The sequence below is a fragment of the Staphylococcus hsinchuensis genome (genome assembly GCF_038789205.1).
In the GTDB taxonomy this organism is placed as follows: domain Bacteria; phylum Bacillota; class Bacilli; order Staphylococcales; family Staphylococcaceae; genus Staphylococcus; species Staphylococcus hsinchuensis.
Genome location: NZ_CP128355.1, coordinates 766,846 through 791,988, shown reverse-complemented (window position 1 = coordinate 791,988; position 25,143 = coordinate 766,846). Strand labels below are relative to the sequence as shown.

General features: G+C 36.2%; 17 protein-coding genes, 1 tRNA gene, 1 other RNA gene and 2 pseudogenes. 4 read left to right on the top strand and 17 right to left on the bottom strand.

Annotated elements, in window-relative coordinates; genetic code table 11:
• Positions 1-321: 321 nt before the first annotated feature.
• From recR to gltB, 11 genes are all read right to left on the bottom strand, one after another.
• On the bottom strand, positions 322-918 hold the full coding sequence (gene recR / locus QQM35_RS03890) for a recombination mediator RecR (protein WP_251521125.1): 597 nt from the start codon (positions 916-918) through the stop codon (positions 322-324).
• A gap of 4 nt (positions 919-922) precedes the next feature.
• Entirely contained in the window at positions 923-1,240 is a 318-nt protein-coding gene (locus QQM35_RS03885) for a YbaB/EbfC family nucleoid-associated protein (protein WP_251521128.1), read from the bottom strand.
• Between the two features lie 83 nt (positions 1,241-1,323).
• The gene (dnaX, locus tag QQM35_RS03880) at positions 1,324-3,042 is read right to left on the bottom strand and encodes a DNA polymerase III subunit gamma/tau (RefSeq protein WP_425356341.1); all 1,719 of its coding nucleotides are present in this window, start codon (positions 3,040-3,042) and stop codon (positions 1,324-1,326) included.
• An 83-nt stretch (positions 3,043-3,125) separates the two neighbouring features.
• Complete coding sequence (locus QQM35_RS03875; RefSeq protein WP_251943492.1) at positions 3,126-3,656, bottom strand: GNAT family N-acetyltransferase; 531 nt, start codon at positions 3,654-3,656, stop codon at positions 3,126-3,128.
• 300 nt (positions 3,657-3,956) lie between these two features.
• Positions 3,957-4,224, bottom strand: an RNA gene (ffs, locus tag QQM35_RS03870) — signal recognition particle sRNA large type.
• Positions 4,225-4,325: 101 nt separating this feature from the next.
• Positions 4,326-5,054, bottom strand: a complete 729-nt coding sequence (gene treR / locus QQM35_RS03865) for a trehalose operon repressor (protein WP_251943494.1) — start codon at positions 5,052-5,054, stop codon at positions 4,326-4,328.
• A 28-nt stretch (positions 5,055-5,082) separates the two neighbouring features.
• The gene (gene treC / locus QQM35_RS03860; protein WP_251943495.1) at positions 5,083-6,720 is read right to left on the bottom strand and encodes an alpha,alpha-phosphotrehalase; all 1,638 of its coding nucleotides are present in this window, start codon (positions 6,718-6,720) and stop codon (positions 5,083-5,085) included.
• 58 nt (positions 6,721-6,778) lie between these two features.
• Entirely contained in the window at positions 6,779-8,209 is a 1,431-nt protein-coding gene (treP, locus tag QQM35_RS03855) for a PTS system trehalose-specific EIIBC component (RefSeq protein WP_342610513.1), read from the bottom strand.
• A 197-nt stretch (positions 8,210-8,406) separates the two neighbouring features.
• Positions 8,407-8,499: transfer RNA gene (locus QQM35_RS03850), tRNA-Ser, on the bottom strand.
• A gap of 55 nt (positions 8,500-8,554) precedes the next feature.
• Positions 8,555-10,021: a glutamate synthase subunit beta gene (locus QQM35_RS03845; RefSeq protein WP_342610511.1), complete on the bottom strand. Its 1,467-nt coding sequence runs from the start codon at positions 10,019-10,021 to the stop codon at positions 8,555-8,557.
• Between the two features lie 23 nt (positions 10,022-10,044).
• A complete protein-coding gene (gltB, locus tag QQM35_RS03840) occupies positions 10,045-14,544 on the bottom strand; it encodes a glutamate synthase large subunit (protein ID WP_342610510.1) in 4,500 nt (1,499 codons plus the stop codon).
• A 137-nt stretch (positions 14,545-14,681) separates the two neighbouring features.
• Here gltB and gltC point away from each other — a divergent pair, with 137 nt between their 5' ends.
• The 3 genes from gltC (at position 14,682) to QQM35_RS03825 (ending at position 17,535) form a co-directional block, all read left to right on the top strand.
• On the top strand, positions 14,682-15,569 hold the full coding sequence (gltC, locus tag QQM35_RS03835) for a glutamate biosynthesis transcriptional regulator GltC (protein WP_251943503.1): 888 nt from the start codon (positions 14,682-14,684) through the stop codon (positions 15,567-15,569).
• Positions 15,570-15,652: 83 nt separating this feature from the next.
• A complete protein-coding gene (locus QQM35_RS03830) occupies positions 15,653-16,765 on the top strand; it encodes a YibE/F family protein (RefSeq protein ID WP_342610583.1) in 1,113 nt (370 codons plus the stop codon).
• Positions 16,762-17,535: a YibE/F family protein gene (locus tag QQM35_RS03825; RefSeq protein ID WP_251943505.1), complete on the top strand. Its 774-nt coding sequence runs from the start codon at positions 16,762-16,764 to the stop codon at positions 17,533-17,535. The genes QQM35_RS03830 and QQM35_RS03825 overlap by 4 nt, the downstream gene beginning before the upstream one ends.
• A gap of 59 nt (positions 17,536-17,594) precedes the next feature.
• Here QQM35_RS03825 and QQM35_RS03820 read toward each other — a convergent pair whose 3' ends face one another.
• From QQM35_RS03820 to QQM35_RS11440, 3 genes and pseudogenes are all read right to left on the bottom strand, one after another.
• Positions 17,595-18,851 carry an ammonium transporter gene (locus tag QQM35_RS03820; RefSeq protein ID WP_342610509.1) on the bottom strand — a complete coding sequence of 419 codons (1,257 nt, stop codon included), beginning with the start codon at positions 18,849-18,851 and terminating at the stop codon, positions 17,595-17,597.
• 105 nt (positions 18,852-18,956) lie between these two features.
• Positions 18,957-19,388, bottom strand: a pseudogene (locus tag QQM35_RS11445) (GNAT family N-acetyltransferase); the annotation flags it as partial.
• A gap of 81 nt (positions 19,389-19,469) precedes the next feature.
• Positions 19,470-19,835: pseudogene (locus tag QQM35_RS11440) on the bottom strand (NUDIX hydrolase); the annotation flags it as partial.
• Between the two features lie 313 nt (positions 19,836-20,148).
• On the opposite strand from QQM35_RS11440, the gene QQM35_RS03810 reads away from it, so the two are divergent.
• On the top strand, positions 20,149-20,430 hold the full coding sequence (locus QQM35_RS03810; RefSeq protein WP_251521171.1) for a hypothetical protein: 282 nt from the start codon (positions 20,149-20,151) through the stop codon (positions 20,428-20,430).
• An 88-nt stretch (positions 20,431-20,518) separates the two neighbouring features.
• On the opposite strand, the gene QQM35_RS03805 is transcribed toward QQM35_RS03810, so the two are convergent.
• From QQM35_RS03805 to QQM35_RS03795, 3 genes are all read right to left on the bottom strand, one after another.
• A complete protein-coding gene (locus QQM35_RS03805) occupies positions 20,519-21,322 on the bottom strand; it encodes a LysM peptidoglycan-binding domain-containing protein (RefSeq protein ID WP_251943511.1) in 804 nt (267 codons plus the stop codon).
• A gap of 155 nt (positions 21,323-21,477) precedes the next feature.
• Complete coding sequence (locus QQM35_RS03800) at positions 21,478-22,260, bottom strand: arylamine N-acetyltransferase family protein (RefSeq protein ID WP_418129223.1); 783 nt, start codon at positions 22,258-22,260, stop codon at positions 21,478-21,480.
• A 165-nt stretch (positions 22,261-22,425) separates the two neighbouring features.
• Positions 22,426-24,000 (bottom strand): GldG family protein, encoded by a 1,575-nt coding sequence (locus QQM35_RS03795; RefSeq protein WP_251521179.1) that lies wholly within the window; start codon positions 23,998-24,000, stop codon positions 22,426-22,428.
• Positions 24,001-25,143: the final 1,143 nt, after the last annotated feature.

The window sequence follows — 25,143 nt, the reverse complement described above, 5'->3', positions numbered from 1 at the left end:
ATCTTTGTTGTTTGTGTCGTTTGTTTCGTCCGACAAGTAAATACTATACACGCTTATCAAACCTTTAACAACACTAAAAATTACACTTTTTTAACAATGGTTTTGCTGTGAATTCTCAATACACAAACTATAAAAAGTTCCCTTTAAAAATAGTTCGTTTTAAGTGTCAAAAACACCCAATTTCATTAAACAAACCCTCAATATAACTCCAGAAACGAAACATTAATATTTTTTACATTTTCTTAAATTTTTTCAAAAAAATTGAGCTACTGTCTTAAAAGTAGCTCAAATTGTAGATATTCTCTTAATATACCTTGTTAATTACATTTCTGTTCTACCCATAATTGCTTTAGATAAAGTGACTTCATCTGCATATTCTAAATCTCCGCCGACTGATAATCCTTGCGCTAATCGCGTCACAGTTATACCTATTGGTTTCACTAACCTAGATATATACATCGCAGTAGACTCACCTTCTAAGTTTGGATTCATTGCGAGGATAAGTTCTTTAACTTCTTCATCTTTCAAACGATTTACGAGCGATGGAATGTTAATATCTTCAGGGCCAATACCATCCATTGGAGAGATTGAGCCATGTAACACGTGATATAGTCCTTTATATTCTTTCATTTTTTCCATAGCAATGACATCTTTATCATCCTCGACTACACAGATGACTGAACGATCTCTTCCTTTATCTTGGCAAATGTAACATGGGTCTTGTTCTGTAATATGACCACATTCACTACAATAGGTAAGTTCTCTTTTTACATCCACTAAGGCTTTGGCAAATTGTACAACATCGTCTTCTTTCATATCTAATACATGAAACGCCAGACGTTGAGCTGTCTTTGGCCCAATGCCTGGCAATTTCATGAAACTGTCAATCAGTTTGGATATTGGTTCTGGATAATGCATTGGATCACATTCCAGGGATGTTTAAGCCTTGAGTGTGTTTACCTAAACGTTCTTGTGTTAATTCGTCTGCTTTGTTTAATGCTTCGTTTGTAGCAGCAATAACTAGATCTTGTAGCATTTCGATGTCGTCAGGATCAACCGCTTCTTCTTTGATCTCTACATCTAAGATTTCTTTATGACCAGAAACTGTTACAGTGACCATACCGCCACCAGCAGTCCCTTGAACTTTTTCATCTTTTAATTTTTCTTGTTCTTCTCCCATTTTCTTTTGCATTTTCTGCATTTGTTTCATCATTTGTTGCATATTTCCGCCACCGCGCATAAAAAATCCTCCTATTTCATTAACTTTATTTTATAAATGAACTTTTGTTTTATTATACATGGCTTTTTTACCATTGTCATGTATCATTCTTTATCAATCACGTTCACAGTACTTTCCCCGAACAAGTCTTTCGCTTTCTGAACCACATCGACTTCACTTTGTGCATCAGTATTTGAGTCATCTGTCTGGACTTGACTGTCATTACTTGATGCCGCAGGGTTTTCTGAGTTTGTACTGTTTTTTCTATTTTGCAGATATTCTGATCTCACTCTCATCCATTGATCTGCTGGAACTCCGACTACTTTCACTTTGTTATCAATGATGCTACAGACGACATCTTCTATATTTTTTCTCTTTTCATCATCTTTATTAACGATCTCACAATGAATCTCTTCATCAAATTTAATTAATACGTGAGTTTCGCTCGCAGCTACCGGCTCTGAATTTTGTAAAAGGCTAACCAAGGATTTCTTATCACTATTTTTAGCATGATCTATCACTTCGCCCCAATGATCTTTCAAGATTTTAATATCATCTTTATTGGCTTTGTCTAATACTTTGGCAATTTGTTGCATTGAAAATGCATTTTTAGACTGGCCGCTTCTGTTTGAAGGACGCTTTGGTGGTTGTGAAGTGTTATTTGTTGTAACACCTTGTGCTTTCAATGTCTTTAATTCATTTTCCAGTTGTTCCATACGATGTAATAAAGCATCGTTACTCGGCTCTGCTGCTACACTCGTTGTTGCTACAGTTTCCACCTCTTGTGGTTTGTGCTTAATCATTTCTGCTAGTTTAACTAATAATACTTCAAAGTGTACACCTTGATTTACACTGAAACGGATAGATACCAAAGTATCGTTAATAATATCAATCATTTTATATAGCGTATCAAGGTCAAAGTGCATAAGCGCATCTAAACTGGTTTCTGAGTTTGAAGTTTTATTCATTATCGTATCGCGTACGAAGTAAATCATATCATTAATTAAACGATTCACTTCTTTACCTTCTGCCACAAATTGATGATATGTTGCAAATGCTGATTTAACATCGCCCTCAACGATTTCTTTAAACAAATCATTCAAAGCACTTTCATCAACGCTGCCTGTTACATTGAGCGCATCTTGTAGCGTGAGGTGTTCATCGCCAAATGCTATAGCCTGATCCATAATACTTAGCGCATCACGCATCCCGCCTTCAGAAGCTTTGGCAATAAATCTCAGTGCTTCCTCATCATAATCAATCTCTTGTTCGTCGGCCACATACTTCAATCGTCCAACGATTTCTTCATAACCAATTGCCTTGAAATCAAAGCGTTGCGCTCTCGATATGATTGTAGGAGGTATTTTGTGTGGTTCCGTCGTTGCTAAAATGAAAATCGCATGTGCAGGTGGTTCTTCTAACGTCTTAAGCAATGCGTTGAACGCACCTGTCGTTAACATATGGACCTCGTCGATAATATATACTTTGAACTTAGATTCACTAGGTGCATATTTTACTTTATCTCGTATATTTCTTATTTCATCTACACCATTATTACTCGCAGCATCAATTTCGATGACGTCTGAATTTGTCCCCTGAGTAATTCCTTTACAAATCGCGCATTCATTACAAGGCTCACCGTCTGTATGTTCCAGACAGTTAATCGCTTTTGCAAAGATTTTTGCAATACTCGTCTTACCAGTTCCACGTGGACCACTGACAATATATGCGTGAGATTGTTTACCTTTCGAAATTGCATTTCGCAATGTCTTCGTTACATGCTCCTGCCCTACTACATCCTCAAAGCTTTGTGGTCGGAACATTCGATATAAAGCTTGATATTTCACTTTGGCACCTCCAATTGCATTCGACGTCTATTATAGCATTGTCGATAACCCTTTGAATATTATTTAAAAGAATCTGGGTAAATGATTTTACCGTGTGGACGATCGTCTAATTGTTCATATAAAAATTTCACCATTACGTATTTCGATGGCACGTCAAAGGTGCTATATATATCGTATTTTGCAGCTTCTTTATAGCCAAGTGGTTCATAATAGTCTGGGTCGCCTTGCACTACAATTGTTGTATATTCTAGAGATTTAACACGATCTTCAACTGCATTGACTAATGCTTTCCCTAAACCTTTACCTCTATAATCAGGGAGCACAGATAAAGGCGCAAGCGCAAGGGCAATATATTCTTTAGCATCATTAACAATTGTTATTTCTGACAACATGACATGTCCAATCACATCGCCGTCTTCGTTTTTGGCAACGACTTCTAACTCATAATTGTATTCGGGAGCTTCTCTTAACTTTACTACTAAATCATGTTCGTCATGGTTTGACATTTCCACATCTTCGAACGCTTTTTTAATGGCATCCAAACTTAAATCGTAATCATTTTCAGTGATAGAACTTAAATAAACTTGCATGTATACCGCCACCTTATACTTTATTTGTTAAAGCTAACATGAGGGTGAGAGTCCGTGACCACGTTTAAGATATTTTATTATGGTGCCCCTTATTCATAATCTTTTCAGAAAATGTCCCTATAAGCTAAGGTAACTATATATCAATACGTTGCATATCAATTAAACGACGTACGAATATTTAGTTATGTCGTCTCGAGCTCTTACCACTTTGTTATAGTTTATTATAAAAAAAGAGTGACCGCTAATCAAAGCTTAGTCACTCCATATATATTAAAATTATTATTTGTAGACATAAAAAATGCGTGCACCTTTGCTTCGAGTGCGTCTCATAAACGTAACCGAAGTCGTTAGCTAAATTCCGGCTACCCTACGGCACATATGAGGATCCACTTAATGCTGCTTCCGTCAGGACCTGACATGGTTCATGGGTTCATATTGCATAGGACCGAAATCTTCAAACACTACGTGCTTCGGGCAGCTTCACAAAAACGCAGCCTCAGCAAAGGAATTAAGTCTCGCATAAGCGGATTTCGAGTTCAGGGAACCGCTACCTCCCCACCTAGCACGTCAAACTATATCATACTATATGAGTTTGACCTTTGGCAAGGATAAGATTTGATAAAGTGTGTCAAAAATATCACAAAAGGAATATGACAGTGTTGAGCCCCGTTATTTCTTTTTATAACGTCTTGAAAAATCATTAAATTTGAATTCAGTTGCGATATGTTTAGAAATATTATATTGGAAACGCGTCGTATCTTCAAGATGCACAATACCTCTTACAGTTGCTACGTAGGGTACATCATAATCTTCGAATATGTCATATTCTAATTGATCAAACGGTTCGAACGTTATAGACTTCTTCGAATAACTAATTTCTAAATGCAATACTTGTTCGATATAATGATACAAAGAATCTTGAGCAATAGTCTCATTTAAATCAGGAACGATGGATGCATCTAGATAATCTTCATCGATAATTTTAACTTTGCCATTAATCTTCCGAACACGTATGACGTGCCATAGCCAAGTTGATTGTTTAAGGTTCAGCGCCTTTTTAACGACAGGTATTTCACTCGCTTGAATCTTTTCCAATAGTTTTACTTCAGTTTCATGTTGCAACCCTAACGTCTGTTGCACTTCTTTAAAACTAATCAGATCCGCAAATGGAAATTCGGTGATATTCTGGTAAATCACAATTGACCCTTTACCTCGAATCTTTTGAATCATGCCTTCACTTACGAGCAAGTTTAAAGCTTTACGTACGGTTTCACGCGAAGACTGATAAGTTTGGACTAATTCATTTTCCGATGGTAGTTGTTCACCGTATTTCAATTTTGTATTTAAAATATCTGATCGTAAGGCTTCATAGATTGTCATAAATTTTCTTTGCGTCATGTAAACTCACTCTCTATTATCGAAATCTTTAAACTCGCTTAATTACAATCGAACCAAAGCCACTAATCTTGCCATCTATCAATTCACCATTGGACACCATTATTTCACCTTCAACAGTTAAATCTTCAGGAAGACACACTCGTTTTTGGGAGAAATTCGCAATTACTGTCCATGTTTCTTCATTATAATGGCGGTTATAAATGAATAACTGTTCGTGTCCAATATAAAGCGGTTCAATACTACCGTAAGTAATAATATCATATTCGTGTCGTAGTTGGATTAATCGGCGATAAGTGTATAAAACGGATTGTTTATCATTTATTGCGGCCTCTACATTGATAGAAGCTACATTGTCAGGCACATCAATCCATGGCGTCCCTGAAGTAAAGTCTCCGTTTGTTTCATTTGACCACTGCATAGGTGTTCTTGAATTGTCTCGGGATTTTTGATCCAATATTTCGAGTATCGTTGCTGCGTCATAGCCTTTTCGTTTCATTTCGGCAAAAGCATTCGTTGATTCAACATCTCGGTATTGATCAATCGAATTGAAATGCGGATTTGTCATCCCTATTTCTTCACCTTGGTAAATATAAGGTGTGCCTTGTAACATGTGCAATACAGTCGCTAACATTTTAGCACTTTGTTCACGTAAAGCTTCTGTTGCATCGCTTCCGAAACGTGATACCACACGTGGTTGATCATGGTTACACCAGAATATTGCATTCCATCCGCCACCTTGGTGTATACCCAACTGCCATTCCATCAAGATATGTTTTAATTTTTGAAAGTCTAACTGACCCTTTGTCCATTTTTCCCCATTAACGTAATCCACTTTTAGATGATGGAAGTTAAAGACACTACTTAGTTCTTGGCGTTCAGGATTAGAATATTTAATACAATCCTCAATCGTCGTTGATGACATTTCTCCTACAGTCATCATCTCTTTATCACCAAAGGTATGACGATTCATCTCATGTAAATATTCATGAACGCGTGGTCCATCTGTGTAAAACTCTTTTCCAATCTTATTCGAATCTTTAAATTCATCTTTCGAAACTAAGTTAATGACATCAAAACGGAATCCGTCGACACCGAAGTCAATCCAGTAATTGATGATATCGTATAAGGCACGACGAACTTCTGTATTGTCCCAGTTTAAATCTGCTTGAGTTACATCAAATAAATGTAGATAATATTCGTCAGTTACAGGATCATATTGCCAAGCATTACCTCCAAACTTAGACTCCCAGTTCGTTGGAGGTTGGCCATCTTTAGACTTTCTGAAGAAGTAATAATCGCGATAAGGACTCTCCTTATTCTCATATGCACTTTTAAACCATTCGTGTTCTGTCGAAGTATGATTAATCACGATATCTAACATTACTTTCAAGTTACGTTTGTGCGACTCATCAATCAGGGTTTCAAGATCTTCTTTCGTGCCAAATTGTTCATTTATTTTAAAGTAATTACTAATATCATAACCGTTATCATTCATAGGAGATTCGTATACGGGTGTTAACCAAATATAATCCACCCCTAAAAATGCTAAATAATCCAACTTCTCAATAATTCCTTGCAAATCGCCTTGTCCATTACCTGTCGTATCGTTAAATGACTTAGGATAGATTTGATAGACTACTGATTTTCTCCAGTCATGTTGAGACATAACGCTACCACCTTTAGAATTGAATATTTTTATACATAATAGAAAGCGTGTATACCTATTATTTATCTTCTACTAACTCTTTCGTCTCTTCTTTACTAAATCGTGATAAGAATATTGTTAATAAGAACGGTACAACAATCGCAATAATGATACTAATACCGTAAACTAGCCAGTATTCTTTTTTAATAGAGATAATCGCTGGAACCCCACCGACACCTACATTACCAAGTACACCATTTGCACCGATTAAAGCACCTAATACACATGATGTAATGATTGATGCGATAAATGGATATTTTAATGGTAAGTTCACACCGAACATCGCAGGTTCCGTAACACCTAAGAAACCTGAAATACCAGAAGTGACTGCTAAACCTTGTTCTTTAACCATTTTGCGTTTTTTATAAATATACCATGCACCAAATGCTGCTGAACCTTGACAAATATTAGAAATTGCAAGTATTGGCCATAAGTAAGTACCTTTAAGTTCACTACCCATCAATTGGAAATCTACTGCTAAGAACATATGGTGTAGACCTGTAATAACTAATGGTGCATATAATAATCCATATAAGGCACCGCCTAACCATCCGGCATGTTCAAAAATATAAGTTACACAGTTGGTAATACCTGTTCCAATAGCTAGTGCAATCGGGCCAATCACAATAAATGCTAAAAATCCTGTAATCAACAGTGCGATTGGGCCAACGACGAGCATTTTAATCGAATCATGCACGATTTTGTTTAAACCTTTTTCGATTTTCGCTAAGACATATGTCGCTAGTAATATCGGTAACACTTGGCCTTGGTAATTTAATTGTTTAACTTCTAAACCAAATAGGTTCCACGTTGGAATATGCCCTTTCCCTAAATCATACTGCGAAACAAGTTGAGGGTTCATCAATACTAACCCAAGTACTAAACCTAATATAGGGTTACCACCAAATACACGCATACTACTCCAACCCACTAGAGCCGGTAAGAATATGAAGGCCGTATTCGCAATCACGTTAATAATATCAGATATATCTGCTAATTGCGGTACTTGTTTAATGAGAGGTTGGTCCCCAAACAACCCTTTCATCGTAAGTAAATTGTTGATCCCCATCAACAAACCAGCTGTTACAATCGCCGGCAAGATCGGTATGAAGATATCCCCTAATAATTTAATCAAACGTTGAATTGGATTCCCTTTCTTTGCAGCTGCAGATTTCGCATCATCTTTAGATGACTCACTGACACCCGCCTCTTTAATAAATTGGTCGTAAACTTCATCGACCGTCCCTGGACCAATTACAATTTGATATTGGTTATCCGCTTTAAATTGTCCTTTGACTAAATCGTTGTCGTTAAGTCTATCTTTATCTACTTTACTATCATCGTTCAACACTAATCGCAAACGTGTCACACAGTGTGTTGCGGTATCTAGATTTTCTTTACCGCCGATTGCGTCCAACATGTCCTGTACGTCTTTCTTTTTTACAGCCATGATCTTCCACTCCCTTTTCTTTGACATCACAGAAATTATAACTTGTCTAGACAAGTTATGTAAAGGCTTTCATAAATATATTTATTTTTCTAAAAAATCATTCTTCCTAGATATCATTTCTAGAGGCATAAAAAATAAGCATTCAGTCGTAACTGAATGCTTGCAAATCTATTTATTAGTCTTGGTATTAAATATAATGGCGGAGGAAGAGGGATTCGAACCCCCGCGGGCCGTTAAGCCCCTGTCGGTTTTCAAGACCGATCCCTTCAGCCGGACTTGGGTATTCCTCCAAAAAGAACACAATAAATATATTATTATAGCTTTTTGGAAAAGTCAATAAATTATTTATGAGACAGGGGTTTTTTCTTGTAAATAAGTGTTTACAGCGTCTGCAACAGCTCTCCCCTCTTGTATCGCCCATACAACTAAACTTTGTCCACGTCGCGCATCTCCAGCTGCAAAGACGTGAGGTTGATTCGTTCTAAAGTCTTTATTATCCGCTACAATTTTATTGCGTTCAGTTTGAATATCAAATGCATGTGGCACTGTCGTTTCTGTTCCTACAAAACCAATCGATAATAATACTAAGTCTGCCGGCCAATGTCTTTCTGTACCATCCACGACAACCATGCCATCTTCAGTTTCCTCAAGGATTTGTGTATAAACACCTTTCACGCGACCAATTTCATCCACATCATAACGCATCGTTTGTACACCATATGCACGCGGTTCAAATCCAAATCTCGCTTCATATTCTTTATGGGCATAATCCATTTTAAATACAGGCATGGATAAAGGCCAATAAGTATTTTCTTCGAATTCAATCGCTTCGGGTTGTTTCGTATATTTATTAAATTGCACGATTGATTTACAATTTTCACGTAAAGCAGTTGCCACACAGTCAGCTCCTGTGTCTCCTGCTCCAATGACGATGACATTCTTATCTTTAGCGGTAATCTCAGCCTCACTAATTTCACCATTTAACAACTGTGTTTGTTCAGTCAGATAATTCATCGCAAAGTGAATGCCAAAGCCCATACGTCCTTCTAATGGTAAATCTCTCGCATTTTGAGAACCCGTACATAAAATAATCGCATCATGGCGTTGTTCTAATTCTTCACGGCTCATGTCTACTCCTATTTCTGTATCAGTTATAAAGTCGATCCCAGACTGCTCCATGATATTAATACGTCGACGAACAACGTCTTTATCCAACTTCATATTAGGAATACCGTACATGAGTAAACCACCCGCTTCATGTGCGCGTTCATACACTGTTACGTGATATCCTAATTTATTGAGTTCATCGGCAGCCGTTAAACCTGCTGGGCCACTTCCAACAATCGCCACAGATTCATTTTTACGTTTATCCGGTATTGTAGGTTGTACCCAGTCATTGTCATAGGCCTCATCAATAATTGTACGCTCAATCCCTTTAATCGCCACCGACTCTCTATTTATCTTCATTACGCAAGACTGTTCGCATGGCGCAGGGCATACACGACCTGTGAATTCTGGAAAGTTATTCGTCTCACTTAGGCGTTCATAGGCATTCTTAAAGTCATGTCGATAAACTAAATCATTCCATTCTGGGATGTAGTTACCAATCGGACAACCGATTGTTTCTTTACCAGCTGGTTGTCCTGTTTGGCAAAATGGCGTGCCACAATCCATACAACGCGCCCCTTGTTGTGCCGCGTCTTCTTTCGTAAACCTCTGTTGAAAAGGTTCGTGATTTGCAATGCGATCTACAAGTGAAAGTTCATCAAGTTGTTGTTTCTCATAATTCATAAATCCTTTGAATTCTCCCATAACAATGACGCCCCTTTCTCATTTTAATAAACTGCACTCAATTGCTTCGTACTTTCTAACTGCTTGCGATCATCGTTGAATGCATTCAACAATGCTTCATCTAAATTTTTTGATTGTTGCTTTTGTAGCTCTATTTTTTGCATCATTAATTTGTAATCTTTCGGTATGACTTTGACTACATATTTAGAAACATTTTCAAAGTCTGATAAAATACGTTTAGCTTTCGTGCTACCTGTATAGTGAACGTGTTGTTCTAACATCGATTTCAATACGTTAAATTCTTCTTCCACTTCCACTCGTTCAAAATCTAACGTCGATAGCTGATTGACTTCAATAAATTGTTGAATATCTGTAGGGAAAATATAAGCCACACCGCCACTCATACCTTGACCAAAGTTTTTGCCAACATCACCAAGCACGACAACTCGTCCGCCAGTCATATATTCGAGTCCGTGGTCACCAATACCTTCAACCACTGCTTCAACACCACTATTTCGTATGCAGAATCGTTCTCCAGCTCTACCATTAATATAAGCTGCACCTTGTGAAGCACCATAGAAACATACGTTACCTACGATAATTTCTTCTTCACGTGAAACATTCGGTGCTTTGACGATAACTTTGCCTCCGGAGAGACCTTTACCGACATAGTCGTTTGCATCTCCTGTATGATGTAGCGTTAACCCGCTTGGAATATAAGCTGCTAAACTTTGACCTGCATGGCCAGTCGTCGTCACACTTATCGTATCTTCCGGTAAGCCTTGTGCGCCGTGCGCTCGTGTAATTGCACTACCAGTAATGACACCAACATCTCGTTGCTCATTTCTGATTTGATATTCGCCCTGATAAGACTGACCTTGTTCAATCGCTTGTTGTGCATCTTCATAGAGTTGCGTTAGATCAAAGCCACGTTGCAAGTGATGATTTTGTTGAATAGAGTTAAATCGTTCTCCTTCGTAACTAAATAATAGTGCTTCAACATTTAACGTCTCTGATTTTGCTTGTGGTGTGGATGATTTATATTTACGTTGCAATAAATCTGTACGCCCAACGAGTTCGTCGACTGATTTTAAACCGAGTTCTGCCAATATTTCTCTGAGTTCTTCTGCTACAAAATGCATAAAATTCACAATATGATCCGCTTTACCTCTAAACAATGCTCGGAGGTCTTGGTTTTGTGTTGCAATACCAACTGGACATGTGTCTTTATGGCAAACACGCATCATCACGCAACCTAAAACAACTAACGGTGCAGTAGCGAAACCAAATTCTTCAGCACCTAAAGCACATGCATATGCTACGTCTTTACCAGTAAGTAATTTACCGTCAGTTTCAACTTTAACTCTTGAGCGTAAACCGTTGAGCATCAACGTTTGCTGCGTTTCAGCCAAACCGATTTCCCAAGGTACACCTGCGTGTTGAATACTTGTCTTAGGTGACGCACCTGTTCCTCCGTCGTAGCCACTGATGACAATTTTATCAGCGTAAGCTTTTGCGACACCTGCAGCAATTGTACCAACACCTGTTTTAGACACTAATTTCACCGTGATGTTTGCATCTTGGTTCGCATTTTTTAAATCATGGATGAGTTGGGCAAGGTCTTCAATTGAGTAAATATCGTGATGTGGCAGTGGTGAAATCAAACCTATACCGGGAGTGGAACCTCTAACTTCTGCAATCCATGGGTAGACCTTTGTACCCGGGAGTTGTCCACCTTCTCCTGGTTTAGCCCCTTGCGCAACTTTAATTTGAATTTCTTTTGCATGTTGTAAATAATCACTCGTAACGCCAAAACGTCCAGATGCCACCTGTTTAATTGCACTTGAATGGTTACGACCTTGTTCATCTATCTTATATCGTTCAGGGTTCTCTCCACCTTCTCCGCTATTACTCTTACCACCCATGCGATTCATTGCCTCAGCTAACGTTTGATGTGCCTCTTCGGAAATTGAACCATAACTCATCGCACCCGTATTGAAACGTTGCACGATTGCACTCGCTGGTTCAACTTCACTAATATCTATAGATTGTTGGCGTTTAAATTCCATTAAATGACGGATGTGATCCGTACGCTTATCATTTACTTCTTGTGAAAATTGTTTAAATTTATCGTAATCATTTGTACGGCACGCCTGTTGCAATAACTGAATTGTCATAGGATTAAATGCATGATATTGACCTTGCTTACGCCATTGGAATGTACTACCTGATTCAATATAGTCACTCTTAGGTGTTTGGCGTGATTTATTTTCCTGATCAATCATCTCAAGTGAAATACCAGAGATCTTCGACTGTGTACCAGTGAAATAGCGTTCTACTACTTCTTCGGATAAACCTACCGCTTCGAAAATTTGCGCCCCTTGATAACTTTGTACGGTAGAGATCCCCATCTTCGCCATCACTTTAATAACCCCTTCAGATAGCGTTTCAGTATATGTTTGAACATTTTCAGCAATGTCACCTGTTAAACGCTCATTTAATACAAGTTGTTCAACCGTACGTTGTGCTAAATAAGGTACGACCGCATTCGCACCATAACCAAGTAAGCAAGCGATGTGATGTACTTCTCTAGCCTCTCCAGATAGTGCCACGATACTTGTATGCATACGTAAATCTTCTCTAATTAATAATTGATGTATATGACTTATTGCTAATAACATCGGCATAGCATAACTAGATTCAGATGTTAATAAGCGATCATCGAGCACAATGATTTCGCAACCTTTATTTACTGCGTCTATCGCTGAATCCCCTAATTTGTCTAGCGCCGTTTCTAAGTCATCTTTGTACAATGTAGATAAATGTTGGACCGAGAATGGACTACTTTCAATAACGTCCAATTGGCTTTCTGTTAATACTGGACGCTCGAGTTGAATTCTGTTTAAAACATTTTGTTCTGGTGTTAATAAATTTCCTTCCCCACCTAAATATGACAACTCACTCGTGACGATTTTTTCACGGTACGCATCTATCGGCGGATTCGTAACTTGCGCAAACAATTGTTTAAAGTAATTGAATAACGTTTCGTCTTGTTCATTTAAGACTGCAATTGGCACATCATACCCCATCGCACCAATTGGATCCTTTTTCTTTTCAACTAATTCTACTAAGTATTTCTCCATTTCTTCTTTTGTATAGACGAATTGCTTTTGCAAACGTGTCAAAGTAGCTTCATCCCATTGATTACTTTGATACGAAACTTGATTTAACTTTAAGTCAATTGTATATTCGTCCAACCAATTTGCGTAAGGACGCTCCTCCGCAATACGAGATTTAAGTGTATTGTTATCTACCACTTTCTGTTCATTAAAATCGACTAATAGTAATTTACCAGGGTTGAGTTGCCCTTTATATGCGACTTCCTCTTCCGGAACGTCAATCACACCTACTTCCGATGAAAATACAATAAAGTTATCTTTAGTAATGGTATAACGACCTGGTCTTAAGCCGTTTCTATCAGTAAGGGCGCCAATTTTATCACCATTACAAAATGAAATCATCGTTGGTCCATCCCAAGGCTCCATTAAATAACTATAAAACTCATAAAAAGCGCGCACATTTTTATCATTTGCCTTGTTATAAACCCAAGGTTCAGGAATCATTAACATCGCTGCTCTTTCAGGTTCCATTGCTAATGATAGAAACTCCAAGGCATTATCAACAATAGCTGAATCACTACCGTCTTCATCTATCACTTCTGTTATTTTATCTTTATCCTCACCAAAGATTGTATCTATTAAGCGGGCTTGACGGGCACGCATCCAATTCACATTACCTTTAATCGTGTTAATTTCACCGTTATGCATCAACAAACGATTAGGGTGTGCACGTTTCCAACTCGGAAAGGTATTCGTACTAAAACGTGAATGTACGAGTCCGAGTTTCGAAACATAATCTGAGTGGTTTAAATCTAAATAAAATGATTTAATTTGATCAGAACGGAGCCAACCTTTATAGACAATCGTACGGTGAGACAAGCTTGTGAAATATAATTCTAAATCGTGCTGTTTCGCATAATATTCAATTTGCTTACGCGCTAAATATAACTTTCTTTCCACTTGGTTAACATCGTTTAAAGCGACGAACACTTGTTGAATGAATGGCATAGTTTCTGCAACGTGCGGAGCGATCGCGCTAGTATCTAAAGGTACTTCACGATAACCTAATACGCGTAATTCTTCTTTTTCGAAATATGCATTAAACTGTGTTTCATGTTGAGAGCCTGCGATTTGATCTTTCGAGAAAAACATACCGACCGCATATTTGCCCTCTTGTGGTAAATCGATGTCTGTATGCTTTTCAAAAAATGTATAAGGCACCTCAGTCATAATTCCGGCACCATCTCCAGTAACGCCATCTGCACCGATACCGCCTCGATGATCTAGTCTACGTAACATTTCTAATGATTTTTCAATTATGTTATGTGATCGTTTATTGTCCATATTTGCGTAAAAACCTATTCCACACGCATCATGTTCTTCACGACTGTCATATAAGCCTATCTTTCTATTAGCTTCGCACATGATGTTCACCTCTTTTACGAATTTTCAGAATTTTTAATAATTAAACTATATCGGAGTTGATTCATCTGTTCAATATATAAAATAGATGATATTATTCTAATTATTAGAACGATCAGAAATTTAAGGTGTGAGTTTAGATGGAAATTAAACAATTAAAGTATTTTATCGAAGTGGCTAAAAAGGAGCATTTATCCGATGCAGCACTAGAATTAGACGTTGCCCAGTCAGCAGTGAGTCGCCAAATCTCTCAATTAGAGCGAGAATTACAAGTGACATTATTTAAACGGTCAGGTCGTAATATTTACCTTATTGATGAAGGAAAGCAATTACTCACACATGCCACACAAATGTTAGACCAATTTGATACAACTGTGCGTTTATTTCGTGAACAATCTCAAGCGAATCATTACAAAATTCGCATCGGTTATATCGACAGTTATATTTCGCAAGTACTTACACTATTGATTCAAACTTTCGAACACGTGAGCACTTCCATCGTTGAACCTATGCATATGAATGAGGATGAAATTATCGATGCACTGATGACAGATAAAATAGATATCGCCTTCACCCATTTAGACAACGAAATTAAAAATCTACCTGGCTTGGACATTCGCCCATTATTTGAAGCGTACTATCATATTTACGTCCCTAAATCCGACCCTTTAACAATGGCGACCAATCCGCCATTAATACAATTGGCTGATCAATCAATCTATGCACTTTATCCATTACCTCATTCGATTAAGCAGAAGTTGGCACGCATAGTAAAGTCGCCTATTCATACTATTACATCACCACAGTTAGCAACTTATTTATTGAATCAACAACGCGGATACATCATTACTGCTTCTTATCATTCACTCAATAAAAATGAAGGAGATTGGACAGAAATTTCACTAGCGCATACTGAACTAAAACAAACAGTTTGTAGCGTCGTACGAAAAGATAACAATAAGCAAGATATTCAATTAATGCTATCTACAATTAAACAATTAATGAACCAGGAAAAATCGTTTCATTAACTAAATATTGTATAAATTTTTGATATTTATTGAAAAAAGGGCGTATAATCATACTGTTAATTAAAGGAGGACTGAAAATAATGATGTCTATCAAACAGTGGGTAAAACGTCCTTTCAATATCTTTATCATTTTATTTTGTTTGATATTCCTAGGTTTATTTATTTTTACCCTTATGAACGACCAATTCTATCGAACGCCAATTGGTCAAATCACACACGTTGAACCTCATAAAAGTGAAACGACAACAGATGAACATCATAATAAAGATATAAAACACCAAGATACGTTAACTGTAAAAATATTGAATGGTCAATTTAAAGGAAAATCTACCAATGTTGACAATAAATACGTCGCCTCACAAGCAGATAGCGAAGCATTCTCTAAAGGTAATAAAGTATTATTACATGTCGATCATAAACTTAAAGACGCATACATCACTGAGAAGAAACGTGACAGCCTCGTCGTTGTGGTTACAGGCATATTCTTACTTACACTCTTATGTGTAGGACGCAAAATTGGATTACAATCTATACTTTCATTAATTATCAATACAGCTATCGTTATTTTGGCGATATATATTCACGAAATATCACCACAAATTAACTTATTCGCATTGATGACAGCAGGTGTAGTGTTATCGACAATCATCACCTTATTACTCGTGACAGGTGTACAGTGGCGAACCTTTATAACGATATTAAGTACCTTACTTGGTACATTTGTTTCAATTGGGATTACCCACCTGGTCATCCAGTTAACTGGTGGAAGCGGCTTGAAGTTTGAAACGATGAGCTTTCTAACTTTACCGCCAAAAGAAATCTTCCTTTCATCCGTACTGATCGGTTCACTCGGAGCCGTTATGGATGTTGCCATTACCATTTCAAGTGGTATGTACGAAATATTACGACGTACCCCTGACATCTCGATGACACGATGGGCGCTTGCTGGACGTAATATTGGCCAAGATATCATGGGCACTATGACGAACATCTTGCTCTTTTCTTACTTATCCGGAGCACTACCAATGATTTTAGTCTATTTAAAAAATGCTAATACTGTGACGTATACTATTTCAATGAATTGGTCATTAGAAATTGCTCGAGCGCTCTCTGGAGGTATCGGCATTGTCCTTACTATTCCGATTACCATTGTGTTAATGCAACTTTGGTTTAAAATGCGAGGTGTGAAACAATGAGTGTAATTACAATATTAGGACTTATCCTATTTATATTAATGATTATTTTTGGTGGAAAAAAAGGTCTCATTTCGTATTTAACGTTATTTTTAAATTTCGTGATATTGTTAATCACGATTATCATCATCATGTTTGGTGCACCAATATATGTGGTAACCTTTTTATTCTGTATTGTGATCGCTGCCTGTAATTTATTTGTGCTGAACAGTTATAACACAAAGACGAAAGCAGCATTCTATGCAACGTTACTGACGACTTTAGTACTTATATTCGGTATTTATTTATCTGTTGCTATCGGTCACTTACAAGGCTTTACAACGGAACAACAAGACGAAACATATATTTTCTCAATGAATATTGGTATCGATATGGTTAAATTCATGGTCTTTACTGTAGTGCTAGCAGTGATAGCAGCCGTCATTGATTTAGCCATCACGATTAGCTCTCCTATGTACGAGTTAAGCGAGACGAACCCTAATTTAAGTAGTAAAGCATTATTCCAATCAGGTCTACGTGTAGGTAGAGAAATATTGGCAACCTCAGCAAATACGATATATTTGGCCTATTTCGGAGGCCAGTTAACCTTATTTTTCTGGTTCTTTAAATTGAATTATTCATTTGGACATATTATTAATTCAAAGATTTTTGCACAAGAATTCATTTCAATTCTTCTCGGAGGTATCGCGGTAGCTATCAGTATTCCTATCACTGCTTGGTTGACTGCTTATTTAATTAAGAAACAACAATCTACACATTCTCAAAAACAATAAATACAATTTTCATATAGATACGGTTTGCCACGTTTAATTTGACGACAAACCGTATTTTTTTATTTCTCACTATTTAACTTTTGACTTAAGGGCGACTCCAATGGATTATGATATGCATTTTCACCATGAACGAGCACATCAAATCCTTGTTGTTCTTCCATTTCATCCGCTTCTAAATTACAGAATATTGCGATAATTTTAGCTATCATCAATGTCATTGCTGCACTAAACAAGATTGTCATAATGACTGCGACCAATTGTACTGTTACGGGTAGTATACCACCGCCATGTATCAGCCCGTCCGTAATACCTTCATTTATTTTGTGCGATTGAAAGACTCCCGTTAAGATAGCACCAACTACCCCACCAATCCCATGTATACCAAAGGCGTCTAACGCATCATTATAACGTAACTTTACCTTTATATAATTAATAGCAAAGAAACAACTCACACCACCGATTAGAGCAATAACGATTGCGCTCATATAATCAACATATCCTGCAGCTGGTGTAATCGCAACAAGTCCGGATAACATACCTGATAGCATACCGATAAGGCTCATCTTTTTAGTCATGCAATATTCAATGAATCCCCAACCAAAAGCACCTGCACTTGCTGCGAGCACCGTATTTACAAATGTCACCATTGCAATGTGATTAAAGGTTAATGCACTTCCTACATTAAAACCATACCATCCAAACCAAACAAATATACCACCTAACAACGTAATAATTAGATTATGTGGCGGTCTTTTATCAAAGTTTTTTCCTGCACCAATTAAAATTGCAAGAACAAGACCAGATACCCCCGATGTAATATGGACTACCGTTCCACCAGCAAAATCAATGGCACCAAGTCGATGTATCCAACCACCACCCCAAACCCAGTGAGCTACTGGACTATAAACTACGATAACCCATAAAAATACAAAAATAATGTACGGTATAAATCTCATTTTTTCAGCAACTGAACCTGATAAAATTGATACTGCTATCGTACAAAACATAAGTTGAAACAGCATATATAATGCAAAGGGAATATGAGGTGATAAACCTTCATGTGTACTGAAACCAACGTGCTGCAAACCGATATAATCGAAATCACCTATCAATATATTGCCCGTACTAAAACTCATACTAAATCCAACTAGTAGCCATGCAAATGTGACTATAACGATTGCAACCATACTTTGCATCACTGTATTCAACACATTTTTCGATTGCACCAACCCTCCATAGAATAAACTCAATCCTGGCGTCATTAACCAAACAAGCAACGTACATAGAAACAAAAATAATGTATCATTCATATTCATTTGACTCACTCCTTTGAAAAACATCATACTGGCACTGTTTTTCAAAAGCAAAAATGCGTCACAAAACATAACAAAATATGTTATGTTTCATGACGCAAGTCTTAATTATTTGATTGGTTGTTTCATCACATAAACAGGTCGGCCTTCTAATTCATCCTCACCGACATATTGATAATAACATCGCTCATAAAGCTTTTGAGCACCAATATTATTATCATTAACCGTTAAGTAAATTTCATCTATTTTAGGCATTTGGTCAGATATAAATTGAGATAGACATTGCATCGCGATATTGCCATAGCCTTTGCCACGGTATCGATTATCTATAGAAAAAGATCTAAAGAATACGGCATTCGGATTCTCAGTATATGGTGCGACACCACCATCTGTATGCAATGTAAAGAATCCGATACATTGGTCCTCGCTATTAAATACAAGTGTTGGATAACGTGAAGGATCTTCTTGTGCAAGTTTAATGTTATCTATCGGTGTCTTCGTAAAATTACGATCTTCGTCCGTAATGGCAATATTCTTAACCGTTTCCCAATCATCCTGTTCATAAAATTTAAAAGATACACTTTGATCTTCTTGTTCTTTCTCATTTAATTTACGATGCGCTATCCACTCTAAAACTGCAGGTGCAATTAACTGTTCATCTGCTTTATTAACCCATTTCAAATCTGTAATCTCTTCGGCAGGTTCAACCTTTGACCAATCAATCGTCTCTGTGGTCTTAAAGCAATTCAACTCTGTCAATGTATCTTTTTGAGGATACGCAGGACCTACGACTGTTCCAATGTAGTGGAATGAAGTTTTCGGAAGATCAAGTTGCAGTTCTTCTTTGACTTCACGTTGTAGCGCTTGAATATAGCTTTCACCTTTATCAATCTTTCCACCCGGGAAATAATATTTCTGTCTATTTCTCGCTTGTACAAGCAATAGCTGATCATTTTGTTCTACAATTAAACAAACACATTTAATCATGTTTCTCCCACCAACCTTTGTCACGTATATTGGGAGTGGCACAGAAATCGAATTTTTAATAAAGATTTCGTAGTCCCACCCCGGCGAGGATGACTAGGATTGAAAAAAGCTTGTTATAAGCGCATTTTCAATTCAGACATCTACTGCCAAGTTGATAAAGAATCTGAGAAACCTATTTTTGTCTCAGACTCCATATTCGTTATTATATTATATATTAACGACAACCGACCACATATATTTAGTCATGTAAAACAAATTGTAGTATGATACATTTGAAACCATTTAAATATACAAATTAATGGAGGTATACAACATGGCTACAAAAACAAAACTTTCAGGTATTACTTCAATTACAAATAGTGCAAGTACAGTATTAGATATCTATAATTCAAATACAAATTACAAAGATAAAAATTTAGTGAAATTAAGCATTGTTTTATCAACAATCGGTGTCATTGATGATTTACTCGTTGCTTTCCAATCTCCGAAAAAGATTAAAAAAGTGTTCTCACTACTATTACTGAGTGTGACACTCGTGCGCAACGTGATGCAACTGAAACTATTAAAATTAAAAGAAACTGAACAAAGTGAATAAATCTATTTCACCCAAAAATAAAAACGCTTAGGTTATGATGGATGTGACCACATAACCTAAGCGTTTAATTTTTATATTAATTCACTTATTAGTGAATATATTGATAATAGCTAACTTGTGATGCAGGAATTGTTCTGTAAGTAACAATCCCCGGTGCAGCACTGTAATTCATTTCTGAAACAGTGATACTACCGTCAGAATGAACAGATTCTACAAAAGCTACGTGTCCGTAATAACCTGAATCACTTTGTAAGATAGAACCTACAGTCGCTTTATAATTTACAGTATAACCATCTGCTGCTGCAGCTGTATCCCAGTTATTAGCATTCCACCAGTAAGTACTGATACCTTTCCCAATTTGAGCTCTTCTATTAAAGGCATGATATGTACATTGTCCCCATGTATATAAATTCGAGTGATGGAAAATAGGTGTATTGTAACTACTACTTGAACTTGTTGAAGTTGAACCACTTCCACTTGTAGACGTAGTACCAGAAACCTTTAATTTCTGTCCAGGATAAATATTGAAGCTTGTTAAGTTATTTAAGCTCATAATTTTTTGATATGTAGTGCCATATTTTGCAGCAATTCCTGATAAAGTATCCCCTGACTGAACTGTATATGTCGTACCAGTTGATGTGCTGCTCGTACTTGTTGAAGTACTTGTACTCGTTGTTCCAGAAACTTTCAATGTTTGATTTGGAAAAATCACATTTGAAGATAGGTTATTTAATGACTTAAGTTTCGAAACTGAAATGTTAAACTTATTCGCTATTGACCAAAGTGAATCGCCGCTCTTTACTGTATAAGTCGTTGATGCCTCTGCATGAGTTGATGCAACTGCTGCTACCGCACTTGTCCCAATAACAGTTGCAATGATTTTTTTACGCACAATGTAAACCTCCCAATATTTTTTTGCATCTTGCGCTCGTTAACACTTAAACATTATACACTTCCAATTGCTAATTTAATATATAATTTTTATGACATTCTGATTACATTAACAAATATATAGAATAATTACATAATAGGGAGGCAAGTAAGCGTTTACTTTTCGAAAGGTTTTATTTTAATATTGGATATACCGAAATCATTTTGTAATATTTTCTTATATTCACTTTGGTTTATAGATTTCTTCATTTTTTGACCGTAGATGTTATACATCAACTGTTGGTTGAACAGCGTAATTCGACCAAATGTTTTCGCTTTACTGACGAGTAACTGTTGTACAAAAAGTGACTCTGAATCATATTGATTGAAATAAATACCTTCAGAGAAATGTGCTATCTCTTTAGTTTCATCAATTACTTTATATTGTGTTTGCCACTCATCTGATTGAAACTTCTGTAATTCATATTGATGTGCTTCAGTTTGTTGTATCCGAAACTGACCCGTAACATCATTAACAACTGTACCTTCAATAGGTAACGCGACGGTCGGAACATCAGCGTATCCAACGTCGACAATATACTTCCCACTATCCAACTTTACAATCAATGCCATATGACTGCCTTCTTTTGCCCAGGCATCCCCATTAGCAACTGTACCAGCAACGATGTATACCTCAAATCCCTTACTTTTTAAATAATTATGGAAAAAGTGATTTTGTTCGTAACAATATCCTCCGCGATGTTGGTCGACAATTTTTTCTAGCATCGCTTCATCATTTAAAGCAATCGGTTCCCCATTTTGAACATTAATATTTTCAAAAGGTACATGCATCACATATTGATGTATGTAATGATTCAACGTTTCCAAATCTGTTTGATGATATAAATCATTTTCAATTTTTAAATAGTGCTCTAATTTTGTAAAATCCACCTCAGTCATCCTCTCTTTATAAATTAGTGTTTTCACTTTAACAGAGATTACTTGAATACGAAATAAAATAAGAGGTTAAGACCAACTACGTATGAATACGAGAATACTGCATGATTCTCCGCGACGTAGCGTCTTAACCTCTGAATAATGTCATTGATTATTTAGTTGTTATCTTTAATCTAATGATTGTGTTGCAATTGCTTTGCTGCCTTGTTTTAAGCGAATATTAGCGCCACTTAAGTCATCACTTACTTTAGCTGTAAGCGTTAAAGTAGCTGTTCCATTATCATCTGTTTTCACTGATTGTTTAGCACTGTAACCAGGGTTGCCAAATGTCGAACCGTCATTAGAAAAACTACCAATTTGTTGGCCGCCATCTTTATATATACCGACTGATAAATCATTTACTGTTGTATTCTTTTCAAAGCCACTTAATTTAACTGTAACTTTAAATGGTTCATTAGGTTGAACATCTTGTGGTAACACAAATGAAGCATCACCACTTGTTGATGGAGCATCATTCGTACCACCATTATCTGAATCGCCTGATCCTCCGTTATCACTTGTATTGTCACCACCAGATTGTTGTTCGCTGCCATAACTTCCTGGTTTAAATGTTGAACGATCATACCATTTATACCCTTCTTCTGGTTGTGACCAAGGTTCTTTTTGAGGTTCTGTTGAATTTTCAGGTTGTTCAAAATCTAATAGCGGTGTTTTTTCATCTAACTTTACACCACTGTCTTTAATAGATGTAGCGTCATCTGATTTACCAAACCACTCTGTGATATTTTTTAATAATTGGCCGTTATCTTGTTCTTTAAATCCATCATATGTTTTCTTTGAACTTCCATTGTCTTCACGTTTGTATTTTGGTGAACTGTCTTCAACCATCGAAGAATCACCGACAAATGCTGCTTTCCCTTTACCTAACTTAGAAACTGCAACATACGGCCCTTCTTTCTTTCCGCCGCCATTATAAATACCTTGATCAACTGCGTGAGACCATTTTTGACTAGAAGATAAATTCTCAGGCGCATAGACGATACCTTTTGCTTTTTCAGGATCAGTGATTGCTAAAGTTGAACCTGAATGCATAGAAACTGAGTTCACACCTTTAGTAATTCCAAAGCTATTCTCACTCGATTCAATATTTTGTGTATTTAAGTCACCTAATGCATTGTAACGGAATTTAACACCGAAATTTTGAGATAACCAATCTGAGCTTTGAACCCCTTGCATTGCCTTTGAGTTTTTCTCTCCGCTACTCATATCTTTTGTCATATCATTATATGCACCACGACGATAACCATTCATCGCTTCTGATGAATCAATACGATTTAAATTTCTGTCAGCATTATAATGATCAGAAATGAAAATCACGTTACCTCCATTTTTAACGTAATTCACTAAAGCTTGTTGTTCAGTTGCTTTAAAAGGAATATTAGCTTCAGGTATTACAAGTGTTTTCGCCCCACTTAATGAGTCTTCGTTAATATTTGCTTGTCCATCAAGTTCTTTCACTTGGTAACCTTGTGATTTCATAGAATCCGCGTAATCTGAAAAACCACCATCAATAACCCAGTCAGCAGCTCCTGCAGTTTGTCCATGAGAGTTATCGAATAAAATCGTTTGTTGACCTGATGTTGCTTCTGATTGTTCAGCTGTCGTTGCTTGTGCAGAATGAACTGTCGTTACGATAAACATTGACGCTAAAAGTGTTGAACCTAAAACTTTAACTATTTTCATTTATATAAAGTCCCCTTTTAAAAAATATGTATCATCTAAAGAGTATAATATAATTTATATAGATATGAATTGACTTAACTCAAACTTAACAAAATCTTAGTACTGAGTATTAATTACTTTGTATAAATAATAATCCTTTTAAATTAATCTAAAAGAACAAGTTAGTATTCTTTCATTAAATAACTGTTTTCAAATGATGAATTCATTTGTATTTAATTTTTTCGAAACTTTAGACAGTTTTGCATTCGATAATGTATTTTTTTAAAATTTTGGTTCACTTAAGCACTTATTTTAATGAGTTAGTTCATTTTTTTCTTTTGTTGTAAAAAGTAAGATATAGTGAAATTAACTTATTAAGAGAGGTGAATAACATGACTGCAATCATCGATATCATCAAAACAATCATCGGTCTTATCAAAGGCGACAAATAATTTCAATTTATAATATACAGGTTGGTGAAACTTCACCAGCCTTTTTTTATTTGTAAAATTGTTTTAACTTAAAATTTTCCCGTGATGTTCATGCGACTTATACATAAATAAATTTTTATTTAATATTCTATATCGTACTAATTATCAATTTTCATTAATAGACACTTTTTGACTCTTGGTCGTACCTATTTATTTTTTTCTCATCATTTAAGCATGATTTTTAATGACTTAGGGGATATTTAACAAGATATAAGCACGATATATTATATTGGAGTTAACAAATTAAGAGAGGTGAGTAACATGACTGCAATCATCGATATCATCAAAACAATCATCGGTCTTATCAAAGGCGACAAATAATTCTTATTAAACTGAAAAATCTTGAGATACTTAACTCTCAATTTATAATAAAGTGACGATTTCTAATTTGATATTAGAAATCGTCACTTTTTTTATGCTTTTTTACCCCCTGAGTATAAACCGCACTTAAATATTTAAACATTAATTAATTTTTGAATCCATTAAAAAATATACAGTTTCGCATGCGAATTCGTTTCTTAATTTAAAAAATAAACATATAGGTATCTATTTTAATGAATTAGGAAAAAATAAACTCAAAAATGAAAAAACATATTATAGTTTAATTAACAAATTAAGTGAGGTGAATAACATGAGCTTAATCTTCGATATCATCAAAAAAATCATCGGTCTT

What these genes read in the sequence shown, in the direction of transcription:
- recR (WP_251521125.1), bottom strand. Translation starts at nt 918, where the DNA reads ATGCATTATCCAGAACCAATATCCAAACTGATTGACAGTTTCATGAAA.
- QQM35_RS03885 (WP_251521128.1), bottom strand. Translation starts at nt 1,240, where the DNA reads ATGCGCGGTGGCGGAAATATGCAACAAATGATGAAACAAATGCAGAAA.
- dnaX (WP_425356341.1), bottom strand. Translation starts at nt 3,042, where the DNA reads ATGTTCCGACCACAAAGCTTTGAGGATGTAGTAGGGCAGGAGCATGTA.
- QQM35_RS03875 (WP_251943492.1), bottom strand. Translation starts at nt 3,656, where the DNA reads ATGCAAGTTTATTTAAGTTCTATCACTGAAAATGATTACGATTTAAGT.
- treR (WP_251943494.1), bottom strand. Translation starts at nt 5,054, where the DNA reads ATGACGCAAAGAAAATTTATGACAATCTATGAAGCCTTACGATCAGAT.
- treC (WP_251943495.1), bottom strand. Translation starts at nt 6,720, where the DNA reads ATGTCTCAACATGACTGGAGAAAATCAGTAGTCTATCAAATCTATCCT.
- treP (WP_342610513.1), bottom strand. Translation starts at nt 8,209, where the DNA reads ATGGCTGTAAAAAAGAAAGACGTACAGGACATGTTGGACGCAATCGGC.
- QQM35_RS03845 (WP_342610511.1), bottom strand. Translation starts at nt 10,021, where the DNA reads ATGGGAGAATTCAAAGGATTTATGAATTATGAGAAACAACAACTTGAT.
- gltB (WP_342610510.1), bottom strand. Translation starts at nt 14,544, where the DNA reads ATGTGCGAAGCTAATAGAAAGATAGGCTTATATGACAGTCGTGAAGAA.
- gltC (WP_251943503.1), top strand. Translation starts at nt 14,682, where the DNA reads ATGGAAATTAAACAATTAAAGTATTTTATCGAAGTGGCTAAAAAGGAG.
- QQM35_RS03830 (WP_342610583.1), top strand. Translation starts at nt 15,653, where the DNA reads ATGTCTATCAAACAGTGGGTAAAACGTCCTTTCAATATCTTTATCATT.
- QQM35_RS03825 (WP_251943505.1), top strand. Translation starts at nt 16,762, where the DNA reads ATGAGTGTAATTACAATATTAGGACTTATCCTATTTATATTAATGATT.
- QQM35_RS03820 (WP_342610509.1), bottom strand. Translation starts at nt 18,851, where the DNA reads ATGAATATGAATGATACATTATTTTTGTTTCTATGTACGTTGCTTGTT.
- QQM35_RS03810 (WP_251521171.1), top strand. Translation starts at nt 20,149, where the DNA reads ATGGCTACAAAAACAAAACTTTCAGGTATTACTTCAATTACAAATAGT.
- QQM35_RS03800 (WP_418129223.1), bottom strand. Translation starts at nt 22,260, where the DNA reads ATGACTGAGGTGGATTTTACAAAATTAGAGCACTATTTAAAAATTGAA.
- QQM35_RS03795 (WP_251521179.1), bottom strand. Translation starts at nt 24,000, where the DNA reads ATGAAAATAGTTAAAGTTTTAGGTTCAACACTTTTAGCGTCAATGTTT.